This is a genomic window from Rhodopseudomonas boonkerdii (genome assembly GCF_021184025.1).
In the GTDB taxonomy this organism is placed as follows: domain Bacteria; phylum Pseudomonadota; class Alphaproteobacteria; order Rhizobiales; family Xanthobacteraceae; genus Tardiphaga; species Tardiphaga boonkerdii.
This window is the reverse complement of the sequence record NZ_CP036537.1, coordinates 891156-903971: the sequence shown is the minus strand read 5'-3', so window position 1 is coordinate 903971 and position 12816 is coordinate 891156. Positions and strand designations below refer to the sequence as shown.

General features: G+C 62.1%; 11 protein-coding genes and 1 pseudogene. 8 read left to right on the top strand and 4 right to left on the bottom strand.

The window, feature by feature from the left end:
* Positions 1-22 precede the first annotated feature (22 nt).
* Positions 23-315, top strand: a pseudogene (locus E0H22_RS04215) (SDR family NAD(P)-dependent oxidoreductase); the annotation flags it as partial.
* 745 nt (positions 316-1060) lie between these two features.
* Here E0H22_RS04215 and E0H22_RS04210 read toward each other — a convergent pair.
* Positions 1061-1420, bottom strand: coding sequence for a hypothetical protein (locus tag E0H22_RS04210; protein ID WP_192799973.1), 360 nt, complete (start codon positions 1418-1420; stop codon positions 1061-1063).
* 157 nt (positions 1421-1577) lie between these two features.
* Between E0H22_RS04210 and mbfA the strand changes: the two genes are divergently transcribed.
* The 6 genes from mbfA to E0H22_RS04180 all read left to right on the top strand — a co-directional run bounded on the left by mbfA (position 1578) and on the right by E0H22_RS04180 (position 8082).
* The gene (gene mbfA / locus E0H22_RS04205) at positions 1578-2582 is read left to right on the top strand and encodes an iron exporter MbfA (RefSeq protein WP_151612127.1); all 1005 of its coding nucleotides are present in this window, start codon (positions 1578-1580) and stop codon (positions 2580-2582) included.
* Between the two features lie 17 nt (positions 2583-2599).
* Positions 2600-3136, top strand: coding sequence for a cytochrome b (locus tag E0H22_RS04200; RefSeq protein ID WP_151612125.1), 537 nt, complete (start codon positions 2600-2602; stop codon positions 3134-3136).
* Between the two features lie 256 nt (positions 3137-3392).
* Complete coding sequence (locus tag E0H22_RS04195; protein ID WP_151612123.1) at positions 3393-5402, top strand: hypothetical protein; 2010 nt, start codon at positions 3393-3395, stop codon at positions 5400-5402.
* Between the two features lie 59 nt (positions 5403-5461).
* Positions 5462-6961, top strand: a complete 1500-nt coding sequence (gene istA, locus E0H22_RS04190; protein WP_151612121.1) for an IS21 family transposase — start codon at positions 5462-5464, stop codon at positions 6959-6961.
* Complete coding sequence (istB, locus tag E0H22_RS04185) at positions 6961-7689, top strand: IS21-like element helper ATPase IstB (RefSeq protein ID WP_151612119.1); 729 nt, start codon at positions 6961-6963, stop codon at positions 7687-7689. Before istA ends, istB begins: the two co-directional genes overlap by 1 nt.
* Before the next feature lie 141 nt (positions 7690-7830).
* Positions 7831-8082 carry a recombinase family protein gene (locus E0H22_RS04180; protein ID WP_210251723.1) on the top strand — a complete coding sequence of 84 codons (252 nt, stop codon included), beginning with the start codon at positions 7831-7833 and terminating at the stop codon, positions 8080-8082.
* A gap of 108 nt (positions 8083-8190) precedes the next feature.
* Here the strand turns inward: E0H22_RS04180 and E0H22_RS04175 are convergent, their stop codons facing one another.
* The gene (locus E0H22_RS04175) at positions 8191-9450 is read right to left on the bottom strand and encodes a DUF6538 domain-containing protein (protein ID WP_233026130.1); all 1260 of its coding nucleotides are present in this window, start codon (positions 9448-9450) and stop codon (positions 8191-8193) included.
* Positions 9451-10332: 882 nt separating this feature from the next.
* Between E0H22_RS04175 and E0H22_RS04170 the strand changes: the two genes are divergently transcribed.
* Entirely contained in the window at positions 10333-10779 is a 447-nt protein-coding gene (locus E0H22_RS04170) for a tetratricopeptide repeat protein (protein ID WP_209612057.1), read from the top strand.
* Positions 10780-10810: 31 nt separating this feature from the next.
* On the opposite strand, the gene E0H22_RS04165 is transcribed toward E0H22_RS04170, so the two are convergent.
* Positions 10811-12157 (bottom strand): sensor histidine kinase, encoded by a 1347-nt coding sequence (locus E0H22_RS04165; protein ID WP_006022561.1) that lies wholly within the window; start codon positions 12155-12157, stop codon positions 10811-10813.
* Positions 12157-12810 carry a response regulator transcription factor gene (locus tag E0H22_RS04160; protein ID WP_024343199.1) on the bottom strand — a complete coding sequence of 218 codons (654 nt, stop codon included), beginning with the start codon at positions 12808-12810 and terminating at the stop codon, positions 12157-12159. The genes E0H22_RS04165 and E0H22_RS04160 overlap by 1 nt, the downstream gene beginning before the upstream one ends.
* Positions 12811-12816: the final 6 nt, after the last annotated feature.

Here is a 12816-nt window from a genome sequence, read left to right as displayed (position 1 = left end):
GGGCTGGTGACGCGTGGCAGCCGCGGGTCTGCCTGAAGGCTCTGGACAAAACGAGCGTCTGCCGATCGGTGGAGTCTACAACGGCACCAAGGCCTTCATCGATTCCTTCTCCTTCGCGCTGCGCAACGAGCTGAAGGATACCGGTGGCGTGACCGTGACCTGCCTGATGCCGGGCGCAACCGAGACCCGTTTGTTCGAGCGGGCCGACCTGCTCGACACCCAGATCGGCTAGGCCGAGAAGGACGACCCTGCCGAGGCCGCGCAGATCGGCTTCGACGCGATGGTGGAGGCGAAGGCGACGTGGTCAAGCGGTGGAGCTAACCTCGCTTCTTCGTATCGGCGGGATGCCGTGATCCTCTGCCGGCGGCAGCGGCGCGATGGGGGCCGTTGAGGACGTTGCCGTCTGGCGCGAAATGCGACCCGTGGCAGGGCCCGCCCCCAGCAGCGTTCGAAGGAATTCCATTATATCACGATTTCAAACACATAAGTGTTCGCAGTTTTGTCCTGAATGGCGCGCCACACCCTAATTTCATTGAAGAATTCCGGTTTTTAGGACCGTCTCGAACGAGGCGTTAGGACCGGTTTTTAGGACCGTTTTCGAACGCTCCGAATCCGACCGGGAAGGACGGTCTTCAAGAACGTGCCGTTCAAGGTCGGGATGACGATGTTGTTGATGTTGTCCCGGTCGAGGCCATAATCAACGAGCGATGATGCGCGCCAATCGTTGGCGCGACGGTGGGAGAAGGGGCGGGCGCAAGACCCGAAGCACAGCAGTCGGGACGCTGAGCCTATCGCGTGGGACACTGAGTACAGGTGCGCAATACCGGGCTAAGGATACCCGTGTGATCAACGAGGGGTAGGTGCTTCGCACCCACCCGCTCGCGCCGGGGAGATCGGGCCGGGCAACTTCGGCCTGCTGCGCGGCCTCGACCCGCCCGCTCCCCCGTCGATGGCTCTGGCCAGAGATGCGCGCGGAAAATCCCCTACACAGGCCGTATTCCCTATAAGACATATAAGGAATACGACTACTGAAGGGGTTTTTCCCGAGAGAACTCCCTGATCAGGCCGCGCGCGATTTGGCGCGGCCGGTGGCCTCGTAGCGCTGGTCCGAATCCATGTGCAGGCACAGCCCATACCGGGCGCGACCGAGAACACCGGCATGATGATCGAGGAGAACCTTGAGCAGGCGAAGGTTCACCAGCAACGTGTGGCGAGCGTCTCCCCGATGGCGGAAGCCAAGGTTCCGGCCGCAGGTCTGGTTGAACTCGTCGATGTGACGAAGGCCAACCAGATCGTTGCGGCCCGTCCAGGCATTCAGCGCCTGTAGCTGCTCGTACTCGAACGCCGTCATCCAGGTCATGGTCTGGAGAATGTCGAGGCCCTTCAGGGCATTCGATCCCCGAGCCCCGACATGGGTCATGGTGTCGGTCAGCGTCGCGACACGGTTGGAAACGATGAACCAGGAGTCGTTGGGACGGGCAGCGCGAAACTCCGCGCAGAGGCTGGCGAGGTTGTCGCCGCGTCATTTGGTCACTGGACTATAGATTAGAATAATTCTAATCAATGCACCGCCTCTCATGCGCTGGTGGATTGTGCCCGCTCTCTTCTCCTTGTTTCGTCCTACACGGCGACGGTTCGATGACCTGAATGCGCAGGAGGTCCTGTCGCTCGCGATTCTCGCTGAGGAAGAGGACGGACGCATCTACGCTGCCTATGCAGCAAACCTGAGCCAAGAATACCCCGCATCGGCGGCGATGTTCGACACCATGGCTGCGGAAGAAAATGAGCATCGGAGCGCCTTGCTGGACCTTTATGTTCGCAAGTTCGGCCCCACGATCATCCCAATTCGCCGGGAACATGTTGAAGGGTTCTATGCGCGAAAGCCCCTGTGGCTGGTGAGGTCACTGCCGCTGGAGCGCGCACGCGCCGATGCTGCCGAGATGGAGCGGCAGGCGGAAGCCTTCTACCGGTTGGCGGCATCGCGCAGCACCGATGCGGAAACGCGCAAGCTACTCGGTGACCTCGCAGCCGCCGAGGCGAAGCACGAGCGCAAGGCTCTGTCTCTCGAAGGCGAATTGACGACGGGCGGCGAGGGTAAGGCCGAGCAGGATCAGGCCAAGCGCCAGTTCGTGTTGACTTGGGTCCAGCCGGGCCTCGCTGGGCTCATGGATGGCTCAGTTTCGACCTTGGCACCGATCTTTGCGACAGCGTTCGCCACGCAGAATCCGTGGACGACCTTTCTGATCGGTCTGTCTGCTTCAGTGGGCGCTGGTATCTCCATGGGCTTCACCGAGGCAGCGCACGATGACGGCAAGCTGTCGGGGCGTGGATCGCCGTGGAAGCGTGGCCTAGCATCAGGTGTCATGACGGCGATTGGTGGTTTGGGGCATGCGCTTCCTTACCTCATCCCACATTTCTGGACTGCGACGGCCATCGCGCTCTGCGTTGTCTTCGTGGAACTCTGGGTAATTGTCTGGATTCAGAACCGATACATGGAGACCCCCATCGGTCGCGCCATGTTCCAGATCATTCTGGGCGGCCTTCTCGTCCTCGCAACTGGCATCCTCATCGGCGGCGCGTGATAGAAACGAGGACGTTTATGCTGAGTAATCCCGATAGAGACCGGTACGACCGGGCCAGCATCACTTTTCACTGGCTGACTGCTGTACTTGTGCTGGTGCTCTGGCTCATGGCTCAAAGCGAGGGGCTTTTGCCGCGCGAATGGCGTCACGGGATGTGGTCCATCCACATTGCCGCTGGAGCAACCCTTGTTCTGATATACTGCGTTCGTCTGCCCTGGCGCATGACATCGGGAGCGCGGCTTGCCTCCGTCAACTCCGGTCTGCTTCGGCTGCTGGAACATGCCACCCATGGACTGCTCTACGTTCTCCTCGCGGCGACCCTCGCCCTCGGGATCGTCAACGTGGCCGCCAGAGGGTGGGACTTTTTTGGATTCGTGCAAGTACCGGCTTTTGCACCCGACAATCGTGCTCTCCGCCGCTCCATCAACGGCTGGCATGAACTTGCTGCCAATGTTCTGCTTGGCCTTGCCGCATTCCACGCTTTGGCTGCGCTATATCATCAGTTCGTGCGAAAAGATGGCGTGCTTAACCGCATGATCGCGCCGAGGCGGTGAACATCCTCAGCAGGATCGTTCGCCACACTCCAGAAGTAAGACAGCCTTCATTTGAATTTCGACTTTCCGGCCCTGCCTGCCGTAGACTGGATAAATATTGAAGCGCGCCTCGGCAGGGCGAAACAGAACATGCTCACCCAAGCGATGAAACTCCGTTGGAGGGAGAAGAAATCGCCGGAGAGAATGGCCACGATCCAGTGGCGAGAACCCTGCACGGCTGCCGAGCGTGCAGGGTTTTTCATTCCTGGATTTGAGCATGATCTATTCGAACACCGACACAAAGAACTTCAAGACGTTGTGGCACGAGTACGTCGGCCCGACGCTTGGCAAGTGGCCTCTGAAGCAATTCCTCTCGGCCACGCAGAAGCAGGAAAAGTGGTTCGCCGACCTTGTCCGGCCCAGGCTGTTCCTGCCGGACCAGTTCGGCGGCGTCTACTACCCTGTGGACGTGACGACGTTTTCGGTCGGTCGCAATCACCACGTCGCGGAAACGATCGCGTCCGAGGCCGATCCGCTGACGAAATTCGGCGCTGACCCGTGGTCGGCGCTGGCCTATTTCGCCAACCCCCTTCGTGTCTGGAACCGTAGTCCAGTCGGCGAAGACCAGTCGATCAACGAGGCGATCGCCGCCGATGCCCCGAAGGACCGCGTGGTCCTCGGCGACTACCACATCCTGACCTACGAGTTCGATCTGGACGATATCGAGTTCCTGAAGAAGCAGCTTTCGTGGCTGCGCACCTCGGGAAACAAGCTCGATTCTCCGATCGGCGGGCTGTTCAAGCACTGCTCGGGCTATGCTGACTTCTCCGGGATCACCGTCAACTACAGCGGCAGCAAGAGCCTGCACATCCACGTCGTGTTCTCGACCGCGCTCGCCCGCCAGAAGCTCGGCCTGGACGGCTGCGGGGCGACCGAACTGCGTGACGGCTTCGCGACCCATTGGGAACGGCTCCATGAGACGCTGCTGCCGATCCTGGGCGTTGAGGGTCTCCGCGCTGACTCGGCGCTTCGGTTCGCCGAAGCGTTCCGCCGCGTGCCCAACGGCTGTCGCCAGATCGACAAGACGCATTTGCTGGGCATTCCAGTCGGGACGTTGGTGCCCCAGATCACGTTGTGGGAGAAGTCGAGGGAAAGGGCATCGGGCAACGATCTGCCCCTGTTCTGGACGCCCGAGGCATTCGGCGGGACCATGCCCACCCGGAAGGGTACAACAAAATCGCAGCCCCAGCGCGCTGCGAAGCCGGTCGGCGACATGAGCCAGGAGGAGATCGCCTACTGCGGGGAACGGCTCCGCGAATGGTATCCTGGCTGGCCTCGGTTTGATCACTTCGACTTCGACGGCCGCAAGTGGAGCGCCTTGTTCAGGAACTCGGAGGCCGATCGCAACCCGGCCTCGATCATGCGCGAGGACTACTCGACCATTCATCTGGCCGGTCGTGACGCGACTGATCTCAAGCCCCGGCGGCTGCCCTACGACCTCGGCGTGATGCTCCGCCTGTGGCGCGGCCAGTTGGCTCGCAAGCAGGGTCGGGAAGACGATGTCGTCCTGCTCGACGATCTGATCGCTGCCCCGCCTACGCAACCTCTCACCGAAATCGAGCAAAAATTCCGGGACGATGTCATCGACAACGCCAGCGCCGCGACGGCGATGAACCGCTTCTTCCGCGCCACCATACCGGTGAATCCCGTCATGATGGTCGTCGGCCCGGAAGGTGTCGGCAAGACCTCTGTCGTCATGGCGCAGCATCATGAGATCGCCGCTGACCTCGAACGTCGCGGCGAGAGCACACTCGCGATGTACGCGTTTGCTGACTACAAGACGGCAGACGAGAAATGCGCCGCCTTCAACAAGTTGCAACGGACGAATGGCTTCGTCGGCGTGACGATCCCGAGCTTCTCACGCATGTATGAGGAGGAGTGCCAGCGCCTGGGCTTGAAGGTGCTCTCGACCGTAGAGGCTGCCCGGTCCGGGTTCTCTTCGCGCTTCAGCGCAATCCGGCAACGTCAGCCGCAGGTGATGGATCGGTTTCGCCAACGGCACGCGCAGGCGTGGTCGCAGGTCGGCAGCCAGCAGCCGGTCTTCTTCGCCGTCCATCAAGTCGCCCATGACTGGTGGAAGAACAGCCCGACCCGGACAATGTGGGCGCGCTCGTACTGGATGGACGATCTCGGTGACGACCGCGACGCCATTCTGCGGAAGGAGACCAACTGTGTTTCGGCGTGCAAGTTTGACCCCATGAGGCGGGGGATCGGCGTCCAACTTTGACCCCCTTGAGCCGGTTTCGGTGAGACTGCCCATCCTGGTTTCGGATGGGCGGGCGGGGGATGAAGGGCGTGGATACGATTGCGCGGATCCGGCGCGAGTTTTCGATCCGCGGGAAGACGATCAAGGAGATCGCCCGCGAGCTGCACGTCTCTCGGAACACGGTGCGCAAGGTGCTGCGCTCTGGCGCGACGTCGTTCGAGTATGAGCGGAAGGTTCAGCCGCAGCCGAAGATAGGGCCCTGGCGCCCTGAGCTGGATCGGCTGCTGATGGCGAACAACGGCAAGCCGGCCCGCGAGCGCCTGACGCTGATCCGTCTTTTTGAAGAGCTGCGGGATCTCGGCTACGAGGGCGGATACGATGCCGTTCGTCGCTATGCGCGAGGCTGGCGCCGCGAGCAATCCGCCGTCACAGCCGACGCCTATGTGCCTTTGAGCTTCGCGCCCGGCGAGGCCTACCAGTTCGACTGGAGCCACGAGATCGTCGTCATCAATGGCGCCACGACCCAGGTGAAGGTGGCGCATGTCCGGCTTTGTCACTCGCGCATGCTGTTCGTGCGGGCCTATCCACGCGAGAGCCAGGAGATGGTCTTCGACGCCCATGACCGCGCCTTCGCCTTCTTCAAGGGCGCCTGCACGCGCGGCATCTACGACAACATGAAGACCGCGGTGGAGACGATCTTCGTCGGCAAGGAGCGGGCCTATAACCGCCGCTTCCAGCAGATGTGCAGCCACTATCTGGTCGACCCTGTCGCCTGCACGCCAGCCTCGGGCTGGGAGAAGGGGCAGGTCGAGAACCAGGTCGGGCTCGTGCGCGAGCGCTTCTTCGCCCCGCGCCTGCGGGTCAAGAACTACGACGAGTTGAACGCTTGGCTGCTGGATCAGGTGCTCCGCTACGCCAAGGCCCACCGCCATCCGGAGCAACGTGACCGCACGATCTGGGAGATGTTCGAAGCCGAGCGCCCGAGCCTGGTGCCTTACGCGGGGCGGTTCGACGGCTTCCACTCACTGCCAGCCTCGGTGTCGAAGACCTGTCTCGTGCGCTTCGACAACAACAAGTACTCGGTCATCGCGAGTGCGGTCGGGCGCCCCGTCGAGATCCGCGCCTATGCCGATCGGATCGAGCTGCGCCAGGACGGGCGTATCGTCGGCGAGCATTCCCGCTGCTATGGCCGCGACCAGACGATCTACGATCCCTGGCACTATGTCCCGGTACTGGCTCGCAAGCCGGGCGCCCTGCGGAACGGAGCGCCCTTCAAGGACTGGGTCTTGCCCGGCGCGATCGACCGGGTCCGGCGCAAGCTCGCGGCCGTTCAAGACGGCGACAGGCAGATGGTCGAGATCCTCACCGCGGTGCTGAGCGACGGATTGTCCGCCGTCGAAGCCGCCTGCGCGGACGCTCTGCGGCAAGGCGTCCACTCCGCCGACGTGATCATCAACATCCTGGCCCGGCGCCGCGAGCCGGCGGCAGCGATCACGATCATGACGCCCGATGCCTTGCGCCTGCGCCATGAGCCCGCCGCCGATTGTGCCCGCTACGACAGCCTCAGGAGAGCCGTGTGATGGAACGCTCGGAGATTCTCGCCACCATGGGCGAGCTCAAGCTCTATGGCATGAAGGCCGCCTTCGACGAGATCATCGCCTCGGCGGTGAAGCGCCAGCACGAGCCGCAGCGCGTCGTCGGCGATCTGCTCGCCGCCGAGATCGCCGAGAAGCAGGCTCGTTCGATCAAGTATCAGATCACCATCGCCAAGCTGCCGCTCGCCAAGGATGTCGCCGACTTCGCCTTCGACGGAACCCCGATCAACGAGACCCTCGTTCATGATCTCGCCGGCGGCAACTTCCTGGCGCACCAGCGCAACGTTGTCCTCGTCGGCGGGACTGGGACCGGCAAGACCCATCTCGCCATCGCGATCGCCCGGGCATGCATCCGTGCCGGTGCTCGCGGCCGCTTCTTCAACGTCGTCGATCTCGTCAACAAGCTCGAGGCCGAAGCCCGCGCCGGCCGCCAGGGCCGCATGGCCGATTATCTCGCACGCATGGACTTCATCGTCCTCGACGAACTCGGCTATCTGCCCTTTGCCCAGTCCGGCGGACAACTGCTCTTCCACCTGGTCAGCAGGCTCTACGAGCAGAGCTCCGTCATCGTCACCACGAACCTCGCCTTCGGCGAATGGCCGTCCGTCTTCGGCGACGCCAAGATGACCACCGCGCTCCTCGACCGGCTCACCCATCACTGCGACATCGTCGAGACCGGCAACGAGAGCTGGCGCTTCAAGAACAGGCTCTGAGTTCCCCGCACACCACCGATCCGGAGCCGGCGCGGCTGCGCAATCCACACCAGCTCCGCCGCGCCGCCTCCTCGCCGCGAAGCATACTCAAGGGGTCAACATTGGACGCCGATCGGGGGGCAACTTTGCGGGCCGTTTGACATGCTGGGCGTCTTCGCCGAGTTCGAGCGCTCGATGATCGTGGCCAGAGTGCGAGCCGGGTTGCAGCGGACCACGAAGCGCCTGGGCCGCCCGCCCATGCCTGAGGAGAAGGTCGAGGCCATCCGCACCATGCTCGCGCAGGGGCTGGGTGTGCGCGAGACGGCCCGCCGGACCGGTGCAGGGACCGCTACGGTCCAGCGCCTGAAGCGCGCGATGACAGTCGGAGACGGCGGGGGGACCGTCGCCGCATAGGCTGCTTCTTCATGGTCTACATGGGCATCTACATCGACCAGAACATGGTCATGGAGACCATGCCCTCGTCAGTCCCCATGCACGAGAGTCAGTCAAAAACGACCCCTCTCAGGCCGCGATCCGCCGCAGGAATGGGAAGTCGATCCGGTCGATATGCTGCTTCAGCAGCGGCACGTCGTCCTTCAACATCAGGTAGTGTTCCTCGCTGATGTCGTTCGGCTTGTGCCCGGAGATCGCGTTGATCGAGGGCTTCGGTATCCCGACCGCATAGGCCGCGTGCTCGAACGTCTTCCTGAGCGAGTGCACGGTCAGCCTGCGATCCGCGCCGAGCGCCGCATCGATCTCGCGGTTGAGCCTCGTGCTGATCGCGCCGCTCCAACGCTCGGCCGAGGCTCTGTACTTCAACTCGGGGAAGAGCCGCTCGGGCGATCGACGAACACGGTCCAGAACACCGAGGTCGATCAGGTCGCGGTGGAGCGGGATGTACCGCTTGTTGTGCGCGCTCTTCACCCTGGCCTCGTGCAGGTCGATCACGTCGATGCCGTCGCGCCGGACGAACCACTCGCTGCGAAGCTGGGCCATCTCTTCGAGTCTGGCACCGGTCAGCAGCAGCAGCCGGGGCAACCACAGGACCGCCCCGTCCTCGCGCTCAGTCCGGCCGAAGAAGCGGGCAAGCTGGTCGTGGTCGAAACGGCTGTAGCTGCGCCGTGAGGCGACGATCGTGGCCCGGTCTGGACCAAGCCCGCGAAATGGATTGCCGGGGATCAGGTCGGCCGCAACGGCGGCGTTGCAGATCGACGAGAGACAGGTCGTGGTCTTCTTCATCGTGGCGGCCGAACCCACCTTCACCGAGCGCACGAACTGCTCGGCCACCTGCCGGGTGATGTTGGTGATCGGGATGTCCCCGGCTGAGGCCACGAAGCGAGTGATCGCCTTCTCCATGTCGAGCCTGGATCGCCGACGCGGTGGCGCTCCCTTCCGCTCCTGGCGGCGCGGCAGATAGACCTCCTCGTAGACCTTGCGCATCGTCATCCCGACGATCTGCTTCGCCTCGGCCTTCCGCTTCGAGATCAAGGGCTCCGGCCGCATCGAGGTCACGCTGCCGCGCTCGTACAGATATGCGGCCGGGTCGAACGTCCAGGGCGGTGTGGCCCCCGATCGTACCGCCACGATCATGTCGCCCACGTCGGCCGCAGCGCGCAAAGCCCGACTTCGCGCGACCTGCGGATCGCGGGTCTTCAGCGAGAAGGTCACCGAGCGTCGCGCACCGGCCGTGCCGACATCGATCAGCCGCTCGTACACATCGCCAGGAAGCTGGAGCCGGAAACCGAAGACGCCGCCCTTCGTCCATTGTCGCGAGTACGGCACCAACGCGTACCTCGGCATCCTCGATCTGCACCCACACCTTCGGCCGAAACGATCGGCCAACCCGTTCAAAATGAAGGTGAAAGGCTACCCCTGATCCGAGAATCCGCAATCAAAAGAATGGGTTCGGCTTGGCGGCCGGACGCGGGAACGGGGTCGTGTCGGGCGCGCCAACTTAATATTAGGTTGATATCTTGCATATTTGCGGAGCGCCGTTGCAGAGCAATTCGCCGTATTGACCTCCAGATATTTCAGAGGTCATTCAAGTTGGCAGCGCCGCAGAGCGCGATGTTCAATTCTTGCAGGACGATTTCTTCCGGATAGCGGCTCCTCGTTGCCCTCCCGTGACCGAGTCCGGATCCATCCCGTCCCGTCGATTGCCGCTGCTAGTACATCAAACACCGCTGATGTCTTCATGCTACCAGACTGAGGCTTAGTCCGGGAGTCTTGGATCTGTCCCTGTCGGATGGCACGCACGGCGCTCGCTTGGTAATCTCTATAGCACTCGACGGGTGTACTCTCGTTCGGGAAGCGACCAGATCGGATGTCTCAAACGTCGATTGTCAGGGAAAATTCAGACAGGATTGTTAGAGAACAAACTGGGAATAATATAATGCACGTACTTGAGGCTACTCTTTGCTCATTTGCATTACGCCGCTGTATACGAGAACACGAACTGCATCGATCCTAGCGCGAACCACCCGCTGGAAGCGTTGTGCTCTTACGTTATTGAGCACAACGATATTTATTGCGTACTTTGCAATTAACTCGTCGCCCACATCAGCTTTGAGCGACGAGGATTGGGACTCGTGCGTGCATGCGGCCGAAATCGTACCCGATCGCTCGATCCGGGGATGCACAGCGGTTATCCAGGCAGGCGAGCGGATGATCACCCAGTTGGCGGCGGCTTATAACAATCGCGGTGTCGCGCTGCGGTCGAGTGGAGATATCGACCGTGCCATGGAGGATTACGATCGAGCACTTCGTTTGTCCCCCGACTACTATGTCGCGCTCAACAACCGAGGCGTTGCTTTAATGAGCAAGGGAGAGCTTGATCGCGCGATTTCTGATTTCGATCGCGCCGTACAACTGAGGACTGACTACCTCGGTGCCTATTATAATCGCGGGAAGGCACTCGGGCGTAAAGGACTCTTTGATCGTGCCATCGCGGATTATGATCTGGTCATCAAGGCTGATCCGAAGAATCCGACCTTCTTGTTCGAACGCGGAACGATGAAAGCGAACGCTGGAGATCAGAGCGGCGCGGATGCTGATTTCGAGCGCGCCGAATCGCTCAGGTCGAATGGTGCGCGGACGACGCGGCCACGATGAAACTCGCCCAACCTAGACGCCGTTGAACTTGTCAGGCTGATGGGAGCCGCAACTCCGCGTGAAGGCCTCCATTTCTGCCATTGGATAGTTCGACAGAGCCGCCGTGCAGTGTGGCGAGATCGCGGACGATTGCGAGTCCGAGCCCGCTTCCCGGTTTGGCCTCGTCGAGCCGCTCGCCTGGGGCGAACGCGCGGTTTAGTGCATCAGCCGGGATGCCTGGCCCGTCATCAACGATCGTAATAAGGAGCTGCCCCGTCGGGGTATCGCGCGTAGCCTTGATCGAGACAACACCACGAGCCCACTTGCAGGCATTATCGACCAGGTTGGCGACCATCTCGTCAAGGTCGTTGGGATCGACGGCGGCAAGCAATTCCGTCTCGGCTGTATGGACGATCGTCAGCTCACGATGAGCATAGAGCCGCCGCATCGCCGCGGCTATTGATGCGAAGGCAGGTTCGACCTGCGTGATGACGCCAGGCAGGCCGGCGTTGGCTGCGGCACGGGCTCGGGCAAGCTGGAAATCAATCTGGCGCTGCATCCGCCCTGTTTGCTGAGTCAGGACCGCGGCGCCCTCGGTATCACCTCTCGCGAGCAGCCGGCGCGCTTCGTCCGTCAGCACGGCCAATGGTGTCTTCAGGCCATGCGCGAGATTGCCCGCCTGCGTGCGGGCGCGGCGAACCATCTGGGTATTGGCGTCGATCAGAGCGTTGAGATCATCGACCAGCGGCCGAACTTCGGACGGGAAGTCACCAGGCAGGGTTTCTGCTTTGCCCGCGCGAATGTCGCCCAGCGCGTCGCGCAGACGGCGCATGGGACGCAGACCAAACCAGGCCTGCAACGTGCCGGCCCCAATTAGGGCTATTGCCAGTGTGCCGAGTGACAGGGCCAGCGCCTGATTAAAATGTCTCAGTACATCATCGACGATCCGCTGGTCGGCGCCAATTTGAAGCACGTAACCGTTTTCAGCGGTCTGCCACGGTCGCTCATATGCGATCATCGGCTCACCAGCCGGGCCAGCTTCGACTGAGCGAGTAAGCTGCCGATCCGCCCCCCGCGCGGGTGGCGGAAAACGCCGTTGCGGTTCGAGGGAGGCTGATTGTAGGACGATGCCGTTGCGATCGCTCACCTGCCAGTAATAGCCAGTCCCGGGCTGCGCGAAGCGCGGATCACTGAGCCTTTGTGCCAGAGCGACATGTCCGTCGGCCGTGCGGGCCAACAGACCTTCGAGCTCGTCGAGATGACCGATCAGCTCGGCATTGACAAGCTCCGTGACGTGCGCCCGGAACAGCGCGGAAATCGAAACGCCAGCGACAGCGATACCTGTCACGGTCGTGAGAATAACGCCAACCAGCAGCCGGGCGCGCAGACTTCTGACCATCAGCCGAACCTGTAGCCCAGACCGCGCAGGGTCCTGATGGTATCGCGGCCGATTTTGCGTCGCAGCCGACCGACATAGACCTCGATCGTATTCGAGCTGCGTTCCTCATTCAGGCCGTAGAGATGGTCGAGCAACTCGGCTTGCGTCACGACGCGGCCGACGCGATGCAGGAAGAGGTGGAGCAGGCGAAATTCCTGTGCCGTCAATTCGATCGGCTGGCCCGCAACATTGGCGGTGCCGGCAACGGGGTCAAGCACGATATCTCCGTGGCGCAATTCGGAGGTGGCTTGGCCCGCGACGCGCCGCATCAGCGCGCGCAGGCGAGCTGCGACTTCGTCGACGTGAAACGGCTTCGCCACATAGTCATCAGCCCCTGCATTGAGACCTTCCACCTTCTCAGTCCAGCTGCTGCGCGCCGTCAGGATCAGGACCGGTGTGGCGGCCCCGGTACGTCGCAACCTCCGTAAGACCTCGATGCCTGACAGGCCGGGTAAACCGAGATCGAGAACGATCGCGTCGAATTCTTCTTGCAGCGCGAAGGAAAGGGCGTGCTCACCATCTTCCACATGCTCAACGACAAAGCCAAAGCTGGCCAACCCTTCCTTCAGGCGGGCGCCAATGTCCTGATCGTCTTCGACAAGAAGAATGCGAATGGTCAT

Excerpts from the sequence above, each read along its gene's own strand:
- E0H22_RS04210 (WP_192799973.1), bottom strand. The coding sequence starts at position 1,420 with ATGACCCATGTCGGGGCTCGGGGATCGAATGCCCTGAAGGGCCTCGAC.
- istA (WP_151612121.1), top strand. The coding sequence starts at position 5,462 with ATGAAGGGCGTGGATACGATTGCGCGGATCCGGCGCGAGTTTTCGATC.
- E0H22_RS04180 (WP_210251723.1), top strand. The coding sequence starts at position 7,831 with ATGCTGGGCGTCTTCGCCGAGTTCGAGCGCTCGATGATCGTGGCCAGA.
- istB (WP_151612119.1), top strand. The coding sequence starts at position 6,961 with ATGGAACGCTCGGAGATTCTCGCCACCATGGGCGAGCTCAAGCTCTAT.
- E0H22_RS04165 (WP_006022561.1), bottom strand. The coding sequence starts at position 12,157 with ATGGTCAGAAGTCTGCGCGCCCGGCTGCTGGTTGGCGTTATTCTCACG.
- E0H22_RS04195 (WP_151612123.1), top strand. The coding sequence starts at position 3,393 with ATGATCTATTCGAACACCGACACAAAGAACTTCAAGACGTTGTGGCAC.
- mbfA (WP_151612127.1), top strand. The coding sequence starts at position 1,578 with ATGCGCTGGTGGATTGTGCCCGCTCTCTTCTCCTTGTTTCGTCCTACA.
- E0H22_RS04170 (WP_209612057.1), top strand. The coding sequence starts at position 10,333 with ATGATCACCCAGTTGGCGGCGGCTTATAACAATCGCGGTGTCGCGCTG.
- E0H22_RS04200 (WP_151612125.1), top strand. The coding sequence starts at position 2,600 with ATGCTGAGTAATCCCGATAGAGACCGGTACGACCGGGCCAGCATCACT.